The 14,067-nt window shown below is 65.8% G+C and carries 21 protein-coding genes, 1 tRNA gene, 2 rRNA genes and 1 pseudogene (1 of these 25 cut by a window edge); 4 read left to right on the top strand and 21 right to left on the bottom strand.

Annotated features, from left to right (window positions below; genetic code table 11):
* From AC0QC4_RS03795 to AC0QC4_RS03780, 4 genes are all read left to right on the top strand, one after another.
* Positions 1-628 (top strand): 23S ribosomal RNA (locus AC0QC4_RS03795); it begins 2,162 nt to the left of the window's first position.
* A 138-nt stretch (positions 629-766) separates the two neighbouring features.
* Positions 767-881, top strand: a 5S ribosomal RNA gene (gene rrf / locus AC0QC4_RS03790).
* Between the two features lie 117 nt (positions 882-998).
* Positions 999-1,075 (top strand) — tRNA-Met (locus AC0QC4_RS03785).
* A 148-nt stretch (positions 1,076-1,223) separates the two neighbouring features.
* On the top strand, positions 1,224-1,508 hold the full coding sequence (locus AC0QC4_RS03780; RefSeq protein ID WP_483658380.1) for a hypothetical protein: 285 nt from the start codon (positions 1,224-1,226) through the stop codon (positions 1,506-1,508).
* A gap of 141 nt (positions 1,509-1,649) precedes the next feature.
* Here AC0QC4_RS03780 and AC0QC4_RS03775 read toward each other — a convergent pair.
* The 21 genes and pseudogenes from AC0QC4_RS03775 to AC0QC4_RS03675 form a co-directional block, all read right to left on the bottom strand.
* Positions 1,650-2,651, bottom strand: a pseudogene (locus AC0QC4_RS03775) (recombinase family protein); the annotation flags it as partial.
* A 173-nt stretch (positions 2,652-2,824) separates the two neighbouring features.
* On the bottom strand, positions 2,825-3,175 hold the full coding sequence (locus tag AC0QC4_RS03770; RefSeq protein WP_483658379.1) for a hypothetical protein: 351 nt from the start codon (positions 3,173-3,175) through the stop codon (positions 2,825-2,827).
* Positions 3,172-3,837, bottom strand: coding sequence for a TRM11 family methyltransferase (locus AC0QC4_RS03765; protein WP_483658378.1), 666 nt, complete (start codon positions 3,835-3,837; stop codon positions 3,172-3,174). The genes AC0QC4_RS03770 and AC0QC4_RS03765 overlap by 4 nt, the downstream gene beginning before the upstream one ends.
* 361 nt (positions 3,838-4,198) lie before the next feature.
* Positions 4,199-5,473: a hypothetical protein gene (locus AC0QC4_RS03760; protein WP_483658377.1), complete on the bottom strand. Its 1,275-nt coding sequence runs from the start codon at positions 5,471-5,473 to the stop codon at positions 4,199-4,201.
* Complete coding sequence (locus AC0QC4_RS03755) at positions 5,443-5,952, bottom strand: ASCH domain-containing protein (RefSeq protein WP_483658376.1); 510 nt, start codon at positions 5,950-5,952, stop codon at positions 5,443-5,445. Before AC0QC4_RS03755 ends, AC0QC4_RS03760 begins: the two co-directional genes overlap by 31 nt.
* Positions 5,949-6,308 (bottom strand): hypothetical protein, encoded by a 360-nt coding sequence (locus AC0QC4_RS03750; RefSeq protein ID WP_483658375.1) that lies wholly within the window; start codon positions 6,306-6,308, stop codon positions 5,949-5,951. The genes AC0QC4_RS03755 and AC0QC4_RS03750 overlap by 4 nt, the downstream gene beginning before the upstream one ends.
* Positions 6,305-6,607, bottom strand: coding sequence for a hypothetical protein (locus AC0QC4_RS03745; protein WP_483658374.1), 303 nt, complete (start codon positions 6,605-6,607; stop codon positions 6,305-6,307). The genes AC0QC4_RS03750 and AC0QC4_RS03745 overlap by 4 nt, the downstream gene beginning before the upstream one ends.
* The gene (locus AC0QC4_RS03740; protein WP_483658373.1) at positions 6,604-7,635 is read right to left on the bottom strand and encodes a phage Gp37/Gp68 family protein; all 1,032 of its coding nucleotides are present in this window, start codon (positions 7,633-7,635) and stop codon (positions 6,604-6,606) included. The genes AC0QC4_RS03745 and AC0QC4_RS03740 overlap by 4 nt, the downstream gene beginning before the upstream one ends.
* The gene (locus AC0QC4_RS03735) at positions 7,625-7,852 is read right to left on the bottom strand and encodes a hypothetical protein (RefSeq protein ID WP_483658372.1); all 228 of its coding nucleotides are present in this window, start codon (positions 7,850-7,852) and stop codon (positions 7,625-7,627) included. The genes AC0QC4_RS03740 and AC0QC4_RS03735 overlap by 11 nt, the downstream gene beginning before the upstream one ends.
* Positions 7,849-8,205, bottom strand: a complete 357-nt coding sequence (locus AC0QC4_RS03730) for a hypothetical protein (RefSeq protein WP_483658371.1) — start codon at positions 8,203-8,205, stop codon at positions 7,849-7,851. Before AC0QC4_RS03730 ends, AC0QC4_RS03735 begins: the two co-directional genes overlap by 4 nt.
* A gap of 274 nt (positions 8,206-8,479) precedes the next feature.
* Positions 8,480-8,734 carry a DUF2312 domain-containing protein gene (locus tag AC0QC4_RS03725; protein WP_483658645.1) on the bottom strand — a complete coding sequence of 85 codons (255 nt, stop codon included), beginning with the start codon at positions 8,732-8,734 and terminating at the stop codon, positions 8,480-8,482.
* A gap of 122 nt (positions 8,735-8,856) precedes the next feature.
* Positions 8,857-9,117, bottom strand: a complete 261-nt coding sequence (locus AC0QC4_RS03720; RefSeq protein ID WP_483658370.1) for a hypothetical protein — start codon at positions 9,115-9,117, stop codon at positions 8,857-8,859.
* Positions 9,114-9,266 (bottom strand): hypothetical protein, encoded by a 153-nt coding sequence (locus tag AC0QC4_RS03715; protein WP_483658369.1) that lies wholly within the window; start codon positions 9,264-9,266, stop codon positions 9,114-9,116. Before AC0QC4_RS03715 ends, AC0QC4_RS03720 begins: the two co-directional genes overlap by 4 nt.
* A complete protein-coding gene (locus AC0QC4_RS03710) occupies positions 9,263-9,400 on the bottom strand; it encodes a hypothetical protein (RefSeq protein WP_483658368.1) in 138 nt (45 codons plus the stop codon). The genes AC0QC4_RS03715 and AC0QC4_RS03710 overlap by 4 nt, the downstream gene beginning before the upstream one ends.
* Complete coding sequence (locus AC0QC4_RS03705) at positions 9,397-9,708, bottom strand: hypothetical protein (protein WP_483658367.1); 312 nt, start codon at positions 9,706-9,708, stop codon at positions 9,397-9,399. Before AC0QC4_RS03705 ends, AC0QC4_RS03710 begins: the two co-directional genes overlap by 4 nt.
* Entirely contained in the window at positions 9,695-12,367 is a 2,673-nt protein-coding gene (locus AC0QC4_RS03700) for a toprim domain-containing protein (RefSeq protein WP_483658366.1), read from the bottom strand. The genes AC0QC4_RS03705 and AC0QC4_RS03700 overlap by 14 nt, the downstream gene beginning before the upstream one ends.
* Positions 12,368-12,463: 96 nt before the next feature.
* A complete protein-coding gene (locus AC0QC4_RS03695; RefSeq protein WP_483658365.1) occupies positions 12,464-12,781 on the bottom strand; it encodes an Ogr/Delta-like zinc finger protein in 318 nt (105 codons plus the stop codon).
* Positions 12,778-13,269 (bottom strand): phage regulatory CII family protein, encoded by a 492-nt coding sequence (locus AC0QC4_RS03690; protein WP_483658364.1) that lies wholly within the window; start codon positions 13,267-13,269, stop codon positions 12,778-12,780. Before AC0QC4_RS03690 ends, AC0QC4_RS03695 begins: the two co-directional genes overlap by 4 nt.
* On the bottom strand, positions 13,266-13,547 hold the full coding sequence (locus AC0QC4_RS03685; RefSeq protein WP_483658363.1) for a hypothetical protein: 282 nt from the start codon (positions 13,545-13,547) through the stop codon (positions 13,266-13,268). The genes AC0QC4_RS03690 and AC0QC4_RS03685 overlap by 4 nt, the downstream gene beginning before the upstream one ends.
* Positions 13,544-13,774: a hypothetical protein gene (locus AC0QC4_RS03680; RefSeq protein WP_483658362.1), complete on the bottom strand. Its 231-nt coding sequence runs from the start codon at positions 13,772-13,774 to the stop codon at positions 13,544-13,546. Before AC0QC4_RS03680 ends, AC0QC4_RS03685 begins: the two co-directional genes overlap by 4 nt.
* Positions 13,771-14,061 (bottom strand): YdaS family helix-turn-helix protein, encoded by a 291-nt coding sequence (locus AC0QC4_RS03675; protein ID WP_483658361.1) that lies wholly within the window; start codon positions 14,059-14,061, stop codon positions 13,771-13,773. The genes AC0QC4_RS03680 and AC0QC4_RS03675 overlap by 4 nt, the downstream gene beginning before the upstream one ends.
* Between the last annotated feature and the right edge of the window lie 6 nt (positions 14,062-14,067).

Here is a 14,067-nt window from a genome sequence, read left to right as displayed (position 1 = left end):
GGTCGCCTCCTAAAGAGTAACGGAGGCGCGCGATGGTAGGCTCAGGACGGTTGGAAACCGTCTGCAAGAGTGCAATGGCATAAGCCTGCCTGACTGCGAGACTGACGAGTCGAGCAGAGACGAAAGTCGGTCATAGTGATCCGGTGGTCCCGAGTGGAAGGGCCATCGCTCAACGGATAAAAGGTACGCCGGGGATAACAGGCTGATGATTCCCAAGAGCTCATATCGACGGAATCGTTTGGCACCTCGATGTCGGCTCATCACATCCTGGGGCTGGAGCAGGTCCCAAGGGTTTGGCTGTTCGCCAATTAAAGTGGTACGTGAGCTGGGTTCAGAACGTCGCGAGACAGTTTGGTCCCTATCTGCCGTGGGCGTCGAAGATTGAGAGGAGTTGACCCTAGTACGAGAGGACCGGGTTGAACGTACCTCTGGTGTACCTGTCGTGGCGCCAGCCGCGCAGCAGGGTAGCTATGTACGGACGGGATAACCGCTGAAAGCATCTAAGCGGGAAGCCTCCCTCAAGATTAGTCTTCATCGAGCCGTGATAGACCATCACGTTGATAGGTCGGATGTGGAAGCGCAGTAATGTGTGGAGCTAACCGATCCTAATTGCTCTTTCGCGCATTGAGAGTCCCGCCATCAACGGCAGCCCTGCAAAGGGTCATGCCGCTGGTGCGGCAATTATCTCAGCTAGATAACAGCATCGATTGCACAGCAAAACAGACGCAAGGGCGTGTCCGCACGCCCGCTCGCGCCGGCTCCATTGCTTGGTGACCATAGCGTCAGTGACCCACCCGATCCCATCTCGAACTCGGCCGTGAAACCTGACAGCGCCGATGGTACTACCGCTTAAGCGTTGGAAGAGTAGGTCGTCGCCAGGCATTGCAGCCGGCGCGAAGCGTAACGAATGCTGATACCATTCACATTGCCAAATGGGGCGTGATCCTGACCGGTCTCGCCCCTTTGTCGTCTTTGCCGCAGATGCGGCACATCTTTGGCGCGGGGTGGAGCAGCCCGGTAGCTCGTCAGGCTCATAACCTGAAGGTCGCAGGTTCAAATCCTGCCCCCGCAACCATCGCTGGCATATAAGCGGCCCCTTCGGGGGCCGTTTTTGTTCCTGCCGTCAGTACGGCCGCGAGGAGGCCGTGGAGTTCTAGGTTGGCGCCGCGGGCGGTCTGGTTGGGTGTCATTACCACCTTGCCGATCATCGCTCGCATGATGTCGTGGACTTCAGCGAAGTCGGGCCCGTCCATTCGCAGGCGCTCCTCAAGCTGCTCGATGTAGCGGCGATAGGCGCTGGCCACTTCAGGGTGCCAATCAACGTCATCGATGACATCGATGTCTGCGAGCTGCCGCTCGATCGCATCCATCTCCTGCTGGGTCTCGATAAGCCGCTGCTTCGTGACGGAGTAGTCCCCGAGCCCGTCGGCGATCGCGTCTACCAAGCGCTCCGACCGATCGGCCAATTTGGCGCGCCGGCGCTCAAGCTGCGCACGCCGTCGGAGTGACTCGGCGGACTGTGCCGACTTTGCAGCGGTGAACTCGCTGATGCACTGTTCGACGAATTTAGGGGTGAGAAATTCACTCTTCATGGCAGCGACAACGCGACCCTCGAGCAGGCGGGTCGATATCGTCCGGTTGTTGCTGCAGGTGCCGGTGTCGCGATGGTTGGCACAGCCCCAGCGCTCGGCGCCGATGACGTTGACGCGGCCGCCGCACAGACCGCACTGGACGAGACCCGAGAGCAGCCGGCGCGGCCGTCGCTGTTGCGCCGGATAGAGATGCGAGGCGCTGGCGATCTGTTGCTGCACCGCTTGCCAGAGCGCGTCGTCGATGATCCGCAGGCCCGGGACGTCGTTGATGACCCATTGCTCGGGCGGGTTTGGCCGCGCGACGCGCCGGCGGGTTTCAGGATCCTTCTCGAAGCGCTGCCGGTTGAAGACCAGGCGGCCGATGTAGAGCTGGTTGTGGAGGATGCCGTTGCACCGGGCCCGGTTGCCCGAGATTGCGTTGGCACGCCACAGCGCCCCGCGCGGGGCAGGCACCTTTTCCCTGTTGAGGCCAGCGGCGATCGCCCGCGGGCTGCGGCCGTTGCGGAACTCGGTGAAGATCCGGCGGACGATATCGGCCTCGGCATCGTCGATCGTCAACCAGCCTCGCTCTGGCTGGCCACGCGCATCGATGCGCGGATCCGGACGGTAGCCATAGGACCGGCCACCGCCGCTGCGGCCGGCGTGGATATTACCGATCTGGCCACGCCGCGTCTTCTCGCCCAAGTCCTTGAGAAAGAGCGCCGACATTGTGCCCTTGAGCCCGATGTGGATCTCCGACACATCGCCATCGGCCAACGTCACGATGCGGACGCCGGCGAAGCGGAGGCGCTTGAAAATGGCGGCAATGTCCTCCTGATCGCGGCTCAAACGATCCAGCGATTCACAGATGAGAATATCGAAGTCACCAGTGCCGGCGAGGAGTGAGTTGAGGCCGGGCCGATCGCGCTGTGCGCCGCTGATAGCATAATCCGAATAGACCGGGCCCAGGCCCCAGCCTTCGCGTTCTAATCGCTGGGCGCAAAGGCGGATCTGATCATCTACGGACCTATCGCTTTGTCGGTCGCTGGAGAAGCGGGCGTAAATTGCGGCGCGGGGCATGGGCATTGTCACTTGCGGAGGCTTCTTCTGGGTCGATCGAAAGACCTGATTCGTAGCGGTTCAACTCAGCCAGCATTGCACGCCCCAGCGCGCGCGCAAAATCGCTGGCAAGATCGCTGCCGGGGCGATCGTTTGCAGGGGCTGGTAGCGGACGGGCCATGGCTAGAACAAAGTCACTGAAGCTGTGACTTCGCGGCGAGGCATCCACGACTCCAATCCGCATCGCGGGCGGTGGACGGTATTAGTTCCACACCGGCAGCAGGGTCAGCTTCAAGCATTAGCATTGCGCAATGCTCGTACTCGAACGAGTCTTCGTCCGGTCCCACGATCGCGCGCGGGGCCACGCCGGGCGCACGATAGGCAAGGGTAATCGGATGCGTGCAATGCTGGCACATGTCGCCGAGGATATGCAGGGCGGGAATGCCTCCCTCATGAGCGAGGCCGTCGAACATCGCCTTGTTCCAGCTGTCGATTCCGGGCTCACCACATTTGGGGCACAGCCAGCGCGTAAATTGGTCGCTCATGCTGGCTCTCCGAGAAGTGGCAACTGAGTGTCGCGCGCGGGGATCCAGCTGATCGGGACGTGGGGCATCCAGCGCCGGCGGTCCCAGACCACCCACATGTAATCGACCTTCCCCTCCTTGAACGCCTTCTTGCCCAGCTGCTCGATGATGTGGCCGGGTGGCATCGATGGCCGCTCGCACAGGATCAAGATCTCGGTGGGCGGATGATCCTTTGCGAACAGCCGATAGCGGCCCCTGCTCGCCAGCCACTTGACGGGCAGAAGGGCCGCGACCTTGTGCGTCGCGACAGTGAGAGCGCGGCGGATGAAGCGCTCGGCGAGGCCTGCGACCAGCTGGCCGTCCTGCCGGCTGTAGGGCGGGTTGAAGATGATCGACAGCGGCTGCATCGCCTCGAGCATGTGCACCTGGTCTCCCAGCCAGTCGTGCACGCCCATGAAGTGCGGGCTGCTGTAGCGGTCGAACAGATCGGTGCCATAGGCGGTGAGGCCGCGGGCGCGCAGGGCCTCGACGATGTTCCCCTGTCCGCAGCATGGATCGAGATAGGTGGCGTCCGGCTCGAGCTCGACGAAGTCGGCGAGGCGATGGGTGACCCATTGCTCCTCGACATACCAGTCCCACGGGTGGCGATTCGAGAGCGGCGATGTGCTGATCTCGCCGCTCATGGGTGGCTCGCTCTGTTGTTGCGCAGCCTGCTATTGGGCGGGTTGTGGACAGGGCAGTCAGAGTCCATTTCCCACGCCCCGGAATAGTCGGCGGTGCAGATGCATTGGCCGGGGTCGGGGGTCTCCAAGATGGTGCGGACCTGTAGGCCGAGAGGGATGTTCCAATACATGTCGCCGTACGAACAGCCATGCGTGTAGCTTCCCAAGCCCTTCGCCTCTAAGGAACGAGCAACGCGATAGTCGGCTCCGCGTATATCGACGCCGCAACCCTCTTCGCCCGTTATGTCGTCAGGCCCGCTCGCGAGAACCAATCGCTTCTGCGCCTCACTCATCCGCGCAGCTATCTCTTGTGGTGTCGGGGTCATGCGAGTTGTCCTGTGGCTACGCCGCCGAGGGTGACGTCGGGCAGGGCGCGGGTGGGCATGGGGATGTTGGCGATGACGCGGGCTTCGCCGCGGCGGACGCGTTCGAGCTGCTCTTCGAATGAGAGCGATCGGAGGGGTCGATGCTCGGCTCTGCGCCGTTCGGCTGCCTCGAGGCGGGCCTGTTCGATCTCGGCGAGGATCGTCGCCTTGGCCTCGTCGGCCGACATCGACCGCAGCAGCTCGCGATAGCGGTAGATGTTCTTCGCACCCTTCGGCAGCCATGCGGATGCGCGGGCGGGGTGGCGAGGATCCGAGATGCGCCCGGGCATGACGGGATCGGGCAATACCTGCCCTTTCGCCTCGAGCTCTGCGCGGAGCTCGTTCCGAATCCGGTAGGCGGAGGATCCACCGATGCCGATCTGGCGGGCGGCGCGCGCGACGGGCACGCGATCGATGATCATGGCGCGCAGCTGCTCGATCGCCTCCGGTGGGATGAAGCGCGATGATTCGGCTTGCGTGTGGCGACGGCCCTTCAGATCGCAGCCGGGCAGGCACTCGCCCTTGCGGCGGAGCCGTTTGACCAGGCGCTGCCTGATCCGCTGGACGGTGGTGTATGAGACGCCGGTGCGTTCGACGATCTTCCGCGCGCCAAGGCCCTGCATGTAGAGGGCCTCCACCTTCTTGCGATCGTCCTTGCTGACCAGCTTGCCGGAATAGGCCTGTCCACCGCCCGGTGGCGGCAGCGGGGCCTTGTTCCGCTCCTTGAGATCGCGCTGGTACCGGCGGCGCTGCTCGGCGACACAGGCCGCGCTGACACCGCAGCGCTCCTGAATATCGCGGGCCTTCAAGCCCTTGCGCATGAGCAGCCGGATGGTCTCGATCGACTCTGGCAGGAGATGGCCATGCTCGTCGCGCGGCACCGGTCGATAGCCCTTGCGCCGACCTTCCTCGATGATGATGGCGTTCGACACGGTGCCTTCGGCAAGGCCGTATTTCCTGCCGATGCGCTCACATCCCCAGCCCTCTGCGCGCAGCTGCATCGCCTCGACCAGCTGCTCGCCGGTGAGCGCCAGCTGCGGTGCGGCGTTGCGGTGCGTGGTGCGCAGGCCGAGCTTGCTGGCCTTGAGGTAAATGGCCTGCCGTGGGCGGTGCGGCAGCGCCTGCAGGGCGGCATCGATGCCGCCGGCGGAATAAGTATCGCGGAGGAGGGCGAGCTCCTCTGACGTCCAACGAGCGGGGCTCATAGTCCGGCTCCTTCCAATGTTGGCCAAGTCCAGAAGCCCTGCGCGCCGCGGGCGGGGATGGGGGTTTCCCACTGCTCGATATCGAGCATGGGCCAGCCCCAGTTGGCGTGCTCGTCCCGATCGCTGTCGTTGGCCCTCGGCACGCCGAACTCGGCGGCGATGTCGAGGCCGTTGCGGGGCTCTCCGAGAACGGCGGTGCCGACGCCGGCGGAGAGCGGCAGCGGCTCGCGGTAGGGCATCCATGCGCGGCCGAGGATGGGCAGTGCGGCGTCCGGATGCAGGCAGGTCTCTGCCGCGGCCTGCCGCAGCGCCTCGCTCTCTTCCCGATGCCGGAGCACCTGGTAGAGCAGGGATGCCTCTGGCCGATCGATCTTGCGGGCGGCGGCGTGGATGACGATGCGCTGGCCGATCAGCGACCGGGGGAAGCGCCAGCCCCTGAATTCATAGGGCTTGGCCCCGGCGATGATCAGCGAGGCCCATGGCTGCCAGATGGTGAGCGCCTTCATCGCCGTGCCCTTTCGCGATCGATGACGTCCATGGCGGCGAGGCCGGTGGCGATGGCTTGGGCGATGCGGCGATCGAGAAGGTCCAGCTCGGCCGTGGTGAGCGCATCGATGCGGCCCATGGCCATATCCCCCGCCATCTGCAGATCGCTGTCCATGTCGCGGAAAGCGGTCTGCAGGGTCTTCAGGATCTTGGCCCGGGAGACGGCCACGAGCTTGCCGACGCCGGCGGCGTCATCGGCCGCGGCGGTGTGGCCGTGCTGCTCGATCTGGCGGAGGCGGGCGGCGAGGACGCGGCCCAGCGCCGGCGTGGCCAGCGGGGTCAAGTCCGCCGGGCGGATATCGACCGGGACGCTCATGGTGCCGACTCCCTGACGACAAGGTCGACGTCGACGCCGAGGGCTCCGCGCAGGGCCTCGCTGGCCGCGGTGATGTCGATGGTGGTTTCGGGGACGTCGCCGGCGACGGCGATCTTTGCCGAGAGGCGCGGGGTGGCGAACAGGGCCTTAGGCAGGGAGGCGGTGACCTGCATGGCCCGCTCGGCGCGGCCGCAGCTGGGCTCACCGCGCGAGAGGCGCATGCCGCCGACGTCGTCGAAGATCAGCCAGAAGCTGTATTCGATCCTGTCGCTGAAGATGAAGGAGAAGCGCGTGCTCATGATGCGCCTCCCGGGAAGGCGTCGTGCTGGACACCGTCGAGCAGGCGACCGGCGCGGGCCTTGCCGACGCGGCGCATGACGTGGAAGCGTTCGCCGTGGAAGCCACGGCCGCCTTCCAGATTAAGCCATTTGGACTTGCCGCGATCAACGTAATCATTGCTGTAATCGGCGCGCCAATCTGGGTCGTCACGCTCACGGTCCAGCGCGACTTCCCACTCGCCCCATTGCTTGAAATGGAACGGCACGTCAGCGGCGGCGCACTGGTCGCGCAGGCTGCGGGCCCAGTCCGGGTGCATCGGGCGGGCGTTGGGGCCGCTCTCTCCGCCGACGATGACCCATCGCACGCCCTGCATGTCGTGCGATGCGTACACGAAGTCGTCGGGATCATCTGGACATGGTAAGCATCCGTACATGCGATAGCCCGCCACATCCCATTCGACCTTGCTTAGGTCCACCGGCCCCAGTAGCGGCTCTGCGCTGATGAAGCGGACGGCGGCGGGGGTGGCGAGCAGATCGGGGATGCGCTCGTTGGCGCGGGTCTGATCCTCGATGCTGACACCCAGCCAGACGTTGGGAAGCGGAAAAAAGTGCCAATCGAGATCGGGGTCGCAAGCCAGTGTCTTTTGCCGCTCCGGCAAGCTCTCGATGTATTCTCGCATCCGGTCAGGCCGCTTGGTCAGGACCATGTGGATGTGCTGGGGAGTGAGCCCCATGACGGCGAACTGGCGGTCGATGACATCAAACGGGACGGCGTCGTGGAAGAGATCGCCGTGGCTGTTCCAGAAGATGCGGCGCGGCTTGCGCCAGCGGAGCACCGTCTCCAGCCATTTATCGACGACGCGGATCTCGCCGGTCCACACATGGCCTGCCCTCGTCGGCCTGGTCAGGCCAGTTGAGGGGTGGCCGGGCAGGTTGCGCCCGCCGCTGTGCATGGCGAAGCAATTGGTGCAGCCGGGCGAGATCGGGTCGCAGCCGCTGACATAGTTGGCGGTGGCGTCTGCCCATTCGATGGCGGTGTTATCGGACATTGCGGTCGTCCTCTTCTCCGAGAAGGTTGCGGGCGATGGCGAGGAAGGTGCGCCATGTGTGGATCGGATGCCGGATCGCGCGGCCCGCCAGCCACAGAGCCATCAGCAGACTGACCGCGCAGAAGATGAGCGTGGCTGCGAGCAGCAGGCCGAGCGCGGAGCCTCTCCAGAATGCGGTCAGGACCTCGAGCAGCGCCTGAAGGGTGGGACTGGTCATGCTGCGCGCTCCTGCAGGCCGAGCGCGGCTGCCTCGGCGCGGAGCCGGGCGATGCGGGCGGTGAGGGTGTTGATCGCGTCGGGCAGGTATTTGCGCCGGCGGAAGTGATATTCGTCGCAAAACAGGCGGGTGCACCGCAGCTGCTCGAGCTCGCGCAGCATGCGGCGCAGCTTGTCCTCCGCGGCCTCCAGCTGGCGGAGATCCGGGAAGCGGCCGTCGGGCTGCTTGCCGTACATGCGGCAGCGATAGTCGGCGCGGCGATCGGTGCCGCCGATGTTGTCGACGATCAGCGTGCCGAGGATCTCGGTGCGGCCGTCGACGGCGCTCTGCAGGATGATGGGGACGACGATCATCGGGCGTCTCCCTCGGCGGGGACAGCCGGCTCCGGGATCGACCGAACGCCGCAGAACGGGCAGTAAGTGTGCCCGAAGAGCCTTGGCTTGCGGCTCCGGGTTTCTTCCTTGCCAGTGTCGAGACGGATCAGCCGGCTGTAGGTCGCAGAGACCAGCCCGCCGCCGATCAAGCAGATCGAAGTGTCAAGCCTAAGGTGGTGTTCTGCGGCCAACTTCGTGTCGATTTCATTGATGCAGTTACAGGCCATTGCGGGGCTCCTTCGGTTGAAAAGGGTCAGCCGAGGCCGAGCGCGGCTCGATAGGTGTCGAGCAGGGCGTCTCGTTCGGCGCGATCGTGGGGGTGCATGCGGCGGAGCTTGATGACCTCGCGCATGATGCGAGTGTCGTAGCCGACCGCCTTCGCCTCGGAGTAAGTGTCGCGCTTGTCTTCCTTGAGACCGCGCTCCTCCTCCTCGAGGCGCTCGATGCGTTCGATGAAGAGCTTGAGCTGATCGTCGGTGGCGCTGACGTCCCCCGCGCGGATCGACATGCCGCCCTTGGTCTCCTCGCAAGCCGGGCAGACGAGGTAGGCGGTGCCGGTGAGTCCGCTGGTGTGCCGGGCCCAGTCGGCACCATCGGGACGGCGGGCGTCGCAGCGGGCGCAGAGCTCGCTCATGACAGCAGCAGCTCCGGCGGATAATCGCCGAGCCCTCCAGCGCCGTCTCCGGTGTCCGCCAGCGCCTCGGCACGGGCTTCCTGCACCACCGCACAGCTGTGCGCCGGCAGGCCGCAGCAGGCGCAGTGCAGGGTGGGGCTGTGGGCGAGGGCAGTGGCCCATGCGCCGGGCTCCGACCCGGTATCGATGCAGGCCGGCGTCGCGGTGGCCATCGCGGATTCGAGGACGCGGACCTGCTGGCTGAAGCCGCCGTTCATGGCTTGATCCCTTCGATGATGAGTTCGCCGGCGCCGAGCAGCAGGCCGATGGCTGCGGCGGCGGCAAGGAAAGCGCAGTCGATGAGGGCCGCGATCCAGCAGCTGCGCTGCGGACGCTGGCCGTCGATGAGGGGCGGACGCCGGCTCATGAGCGGAAGGCCCGAACGGCGATGGTCAGGATGGCGCGGCCGAGCAGGACGATGGCGATCGCCGACAGCGTGGCGCTGGCCGCGACCGCGTGGTCATTGGCCGATGCGCCGGCGATGAGTTCGACCGGCGTCATGACCGGAGCTCCAGCGCGCCGGTGAAGCGGGCGGCGGCGATGCCCATGTCGGCGATCGCGCCGCGCAGGCGATCCGCGTCGGGCCCGTATCCGAGCAGGGCGACGGCCTCGGCCCAGTCGCGCTCGATCGCCTCAAGGCAATCGGGGCAGCGGACGCTGGTCTGGTGGCTGTGCGGATCGGTGACCCGGTCCCACCCTGCCGGCAGTGCGCGGGCGTCGCCGTTATGCTCGATGGCGCACTCCTCGCAGATGTAGATGGCAGGCTGGATCGGCTTGCCGGCGAACGCGGTATGATCAGGCTGATGCATGGGACGCTCCCTGCCCCCGGCCAGCAGCGTCCGGCTGCTGGAAGACCCAGCAGTGGATGCTCTTGTCGAGGATGGTGTTGACGGGCTTGGCGGCGACGAACCGGCGCGACTTGCTGCCGCGCAGGTGCTTGACGAGGAGATCCTGCGTCGGGGCGCTGGCGATGCCCCGGGCGCGGCAGCGCTCCTCGAAAAGGTTGAGATTGACCGCGATGAACTCTGCGGGCTTGCGCGAGAGGTTGATCGGGCGGGTGGGATTGAGCTCTTCGTTGGCGATCAGCCAGTCGACGGTTTCCCAGAACTTGGCGACGATCGGGTGGTCCGCGCTGATCGCCTCGTGCCGCTCGGCGGTCATCCGGGCGATCTGGCTGTGGACGGCGAGCTGCCAGTCCGGCGGGATCGGCACGAGTGCGCAGAGCGCGTCGAAGCCGGCGGCGAGCTGGGCGTGATTCTTGACCAGGCGCTGGTGGGTGATGCCGGACATCTCCGGCAGGGTCCGCTCGGCCTTGGCGTAGCCTTCGCGGAAGGCCTCCATCCACTCGGCCTCGCGCCGCACGATGTGGACGATGAAGCCCGACAGCCGCTCGGTCGGCCAGCGCTCGAGCTCCTCGGCCGCGCGCTTGGTGGCGGCGGACCACCCGCTCTTGTCGATGGTGAGGCACATCAGGCGCTCGAGCAGCGCGGGGCTGGCGTCGACGCGATAGTTCTGGGCGATGACGATCGACCCGCGGAAGGGCGGGTCGTAGGTCTCCATGCCGCCGCTGCGGACACCGCGTGAGCGGACGGCGCGGCCGTTATAGGCCGTCTTCAGCTCGTCCCACTCGAAGCGCTTGGAGTGGGGCACGTCGTCGCGCCGATCGCCTTCGATCAGGACGACGGGCAGATTGGCGACCTTGCCGAGGTTGCGGGCGATCGCCGCCGGCGTCGCCTTTGTCGGGTCGAAGCCTTCATAGGCATCGCGGCCGCACAGCCGCCAGTTGAACTCGAGCAGCGTGGACTTGCCGGATCCCGGCTCGCCGGTGATCTCGAGGAAGGCGAGGCTCTTCTGTGCCTCGCGGATCTGCTCGGCGAACAGCGACAGCGTCCAGTAGGCGAGGACGACCAGCCCCTTGGCCCCGTAGGCAATCCAGATGTTGTGGAGCCACTGGGTGTCGAGATGGTCGGGGTCGTAATCGATCTCGAGCAACCGCTCGGCGGAGCGGAGCTTCACCGCCTCACGGCCGAAGTCGAAATAATCCTCGTCGTTGAGCGGGTGGACGCGCCCGCCGCGGACAGCGATGTCGCCGAACAGCCATGCCTTGTGCCGGCGCGAATAGCCGGTGAAGTCGATCGGCTCGACGGTCTTCAGATCCCGGGTCTGGGTCTGCATCAGCCGATCGAGCTGGCCGGTGGTGCCGGTGAACAAACCGCCGAAGGCGAACAGGCGCTTCTTGAACTCGGGCGCGGCCGTCAGATGGCCATTGCTGAATCGGCCCTTGGCGGTCGGGTGCTTGCCCGGGAAATCGATGCGCAGATAGTAAGCGGTGTCGTCGGTGACGTCGTCGCGCTCGCGGTAAAGGGTGCGGAAGCTGCAGTTGGCGATCTCCACCACCGCGGCGCAGGCACGGATGGCGGCGCGCTCTGTCAGCTGCTCCTTGAGCTGGACCTCGCTGATGCGCTCGGCGGGGAAATGCGCCCACCAGGTGCGCGCATCATGCGACAGACTGAAGCTGGTCCACTTGCGCCGCTCGTAGAGCAGGCAGGCCTTCTCGGTGGCGTTGGGGGCGGTGGCGACCTCCCCGTTCCACAGATACTCCTCGAGATCCTTGGCGGAGAGCCGATCGCGGATGAACAGGTCATTCCAGTCGAGCTTGTCGCCGTCGCCGTCGGGGGTGACCTGTGCGGCGCGGGCCTTCCAGCCCTCGCGCCGGGCGCGCTCGAGGAATTTGCGGGTGTATTCGAGACCGGCCTTGCCGATGTCGAAGGCGAAGATCAGCTCGGGGGAATGATCGGCTCTGTCGCTGTCGGCGATCGCCTTGCGCAGGGCGCGCAGCGCGGCCTCGGGATAGTTGTTGACGGTCATCGCCGAGACGGCCGTCTCGCCGGCGTGCCGCAGGGCGATGGCATCGAAGATGCCCTCCGCGATCCAAATGCGGTCGACCGCAGCCAGCGACTCCATGGTATCGCCGGGGGCCATCCACCATTGCCCCTGATAGGACTTACCCGGGGCGAAGCGGGCTTTGCGGTCGAAGCGCCCGGGCTGGTCGATGATGCGCTCCCACCAGCTGCCGCCGGGCAGCGGGAAGCGGATGGTGGCGCTGCCGATGCCGCGCGCCTCGTCCCGGTAATATTCCTGCGTGTAGGCACCGCGCAGGCCGCGCAGATCGAAGCCGCGGCCGTGGGTCAGATAGGCATCGGCAGCGGCATGGGGATCGACCTCGGTGGTCTTGAAGCGCTTCGACCAGTCGTCGAAGATCTCCGGATACCAGTCCTTGACCGATCGTTCGAAGCCGCAGCGGTTGAGCCGCCCGCATTTCAGGATGCGGGGGGTGACGCCGTGGGTGTAGAGCTCCTTCTTGCCGCAGTCGGGGCACTTGCCCTTGCGCAGCCAGTCCCCCTCCTTGCGGAAGGCAAAGTCCCGCTGGAGCGCCGAGAGCAATTCTTTTTGAAGGACGGATTGCATGCGGGCGCGGGTTCCAATTGGTGCAGGCAAAGGGAGGGCGACGCCGGAAACGGGGTCCGGCAAAAGTGCGGGGCTGCGGGGCGGTATGCGTGCCGGCTAGGCGGCGGGTTTGCGGGCGATCGGCGGATCGCCATTGCGCGTGGAGCGCGGCTTCATGACCGGCAGCTGCAAGCCTTCCTTCTGTTGCGCCGGCAGCGCGATAGTGTGGACGAAGCTGAGCTGGGCCTTCCAGCTGTGGCCGCATTTCGGATTCGAGCAGGTGAAGTAGAAGTCCCGGTGCAGCGGCGTGACTGTTTCGCTCGACCGCACGATTCCTGGTTCGCCGCAATGTGCGCAATCCGCCATTGCCCCGCGCTTCCGCTTCGTGATCGCTTTGATGCGGCCCGGGCTCATCATGTGCGAGTAGGAATTCATGACGCGCCCTCCCCGGCAAACCGAAGCATGGCGATCATGGCGGCGCCGACGGTCTGTTGCTCCATGATCTGCTCGATGATGTGTTCGCGCTCGGCCGCATCGATCTTGCCGTCGGCGATCGCGTCAAGCACGGCCTTGGCGATGTCGCCGTTCTCCGCTGCCAGATCGCCCAGCAGCTTGAGGATGTCGCCGTCGGCGGCGGGTGCCTGTGGCTGGCGGACCAGCATGAAGCCCTGCCGGCGCGCCAGCGCCCGCGTGACCAGCGGGTGGCCGATGGTGCCGTGCGTGGCGTCTTCGAGCGCCGCGACCTCGCTGATGCGCAGGAAGTCCGGCGTGTTGGGGCGGACGCAATCGGAGACGCGCTGCTGCCGGCAGCCGATGTGCTCGCCCGCCGCTTCCTGACCGCCGAAGGCGCGGACCAGCTGGTCGCTGGCCACCTTGAGCAGCTGGTCGCGCGGGGGCACGTGGGCGGTGCGATCTGGCTTCATCGCAAATCCCACCGAGTAAATTCAACGCGATAAGCGCCATTCCGCAGCCGCAATATTACGCGGCGATAATTGGCATAGTCGGCCACAATCGCCTTGATCACGCCGCTGCCGGTCGCGAAAGAGACCGCTTCGACCGGGTCTCCCCAGTCCGACGGGACATGGTGTTGCCGCAAAACTTCTGCGGCCTGCCCCTTGCCCGAGATAATCATGCTCGACCGGTCGAGCCGTTTGTCGACGCCCTTCGGCGTGAAGCCACTCAAGTACAGGCCGCTGCTCATGAGGCTTCTCCGGTGAAGTCGCCGGATTTACCGGCTGCGATGAACAGGGCACGGCGGTAACGCCGATCGAGGGGGAAGCTGATGGAGGGCAAGAGCGGCGGGCGAACATGGAGCGGGCTGGTGCGTCCATGCTCGCCCGCCGAGTTGCGACCGGGCAGGAAGTCAGGGTCGATCGCATTCCCGGTCGGTTCGGTGGTTTCTGACAGCGCGCCCCCGCGATTGATCATGCGACTCTCCGTGCATGGCGATCGACGCCATGGAAGCGGATGCCGGCGCACGTTTCCGGCGCGGGCGGATAGTCGCGAGGGTAGATGTCGGGCCGCAGATCGTGCCGCGACACGCCGAACTGGCGCTCGGCCTCGAGCACATGCTCGGCTGGCAGCCTCTTCGACGACTGGAGCCAGCGCCATACCGTGGGCTGGGAGACGCCGAGCGCATTGGCAAAGCTCTCCTGCGTGCCAGCACGTTCAACCGCCAGCTGAAGGGCTTCGAAGGAGGTGAGGGCATCGCTCATGAGCAT

This window comes from Sphingomonas sp. jy18, from assembly GCF_056931895.1.
This window is presented reverse-complemented; position numbering and strand designations above follow the sequence as displayed.

Coding starts and splice junctions, on each gene's coding strand:
- AC0QC4_RS03705 (WP_483658367.1), bottom strand. CDS start 9,708: ATGCATCAGCCTGATCATACCGCGTTCGCCGGCAAGCCGATCCAGCCT.
- AC0QC4_RS03680 (WP_483658362.1), bottom strand. CDS start 13,774: ATGATCAATCGCGGGGGCGCGCTGTCAGAAACCACCGAACCGACCGGG.
- AC0QC4_RS03700 (WP_483658366.1), bottom strand. CDS start 12,367: ATGCAATCCGTCCTTCAAAAAGAATTGCTCTCGGCGCTCCAGCGGGAC.
- AC0QC4_RS03735 (WP_483658372.1), bottom strand. CDS start 7,852: ATGACCAGTCCCACCCTTCAGGCGCTGCTCGAGGTCCTGACCGCATTC.
- AC0QC4_RS03690 (WP_483658364.1), bottom strand. CDS start 13,269: ATGAAGCCAGATCGCACCGCCCACGTGCCCCCGCGCGACCAGCTGCTC.
- AC0QC4_RS03715 (WP_483658369.1), bottom strand. CDS start 9,266: ATGAGCCGGCGTCCGCCCCTCATCGACGGCCAGCGTCCGCAGCGCAGC.
- AC0QC4_RS03745 (WP_483658374.1), bottom strand. CDS start 6,607: ATGAGCACGCGCTTCTCCTTCATCTTCAGCGACAGGATCGAATACAGC.
- AC0QC4_RS03695 (WP_483658365.1), bottom strand. CDS start 12,781: ATGAATTCCTACTCGCACATGATGAGCCCGGGCCGCATCAAAGCGATC.
- AC0QC4_RS03720 (WP_483658370.1), bottom strand. CDS start 9,117: ATGAACGGCGGCTTCAGCCAGCAGGTCCGCGTCCTCGAATCCGCGATG.
- AC0QC4_RS03730 (WP_483658371.1), bottom strand. CDS start 8,205: ATGATCGTCGTCCCCATCATCCTGCAGAGCGCCGTCGACGGCCGCACC.
- AC0QC4_RS03710 (WP_483658368.1), bottom strand. CDS start 9,400: ATGACGCCGGTCGAACTCATCGCCGGCGCATCGGCCAATGACCACGCG.
- AC0QC4_RS03725 (WP_483658645.1), bottom strand. CDS start 8,734: ATGTCGATCCGCGCGGGGGACGTCAGCGCCACCGACGATCAGCTCAAG.
- AC0QC4_RS03675 (WP_483658361.1), bottom strand. CDS start 14,061: ATGAGCGATGCCCTCACCTCCTTCGAAGCCCTTCAGCTGGCGGTTGAA.
- AC0QC4_RS03755 (WP_483658376.1), bottom strand. CDS start 5,952: ATGAAGGCGCTCACCATCTGGCAGCCATGGGCCTCGCTGATCATCGCC.
- AC0QC4_RS03685 (WP_483658363.1), bottom strand. CDS start 13,547: ATGAGCAGCGGCCTGTACTTGAGTGGCTTCACGCCGAAGGGCGTCGAC.
- AC0QC4_RS03750 (WP_483658375.1), bottom strand. CDS start 6,308: ATGAGCGTCCCGGTCGATATCCGCCCGGCGGACTTGACCCCGCTGGCC.
- AC0QC4_RS03770 (WP_483658379.1), bottom strand. CDS start 3,175: ATGAGCGACCAATTTACGCGCTGGCTGTGCCCCAAATGTGGTGAGCCC.
- AC0QC4_RS03740 (WP_483658373.1), bottom strand. CDS start 7,635: ATGTCCGATAACACCGCCATCGAATGGGCAGACGCCACCGCCAACTAT.
- AC0QC4_RS03765 (WP_483658378.1), bottom strand. CDS start 3,837: ATGAGCGGCGAGATCAGCACATCGCCGCTCTCGAATCGCCACCCGTGG.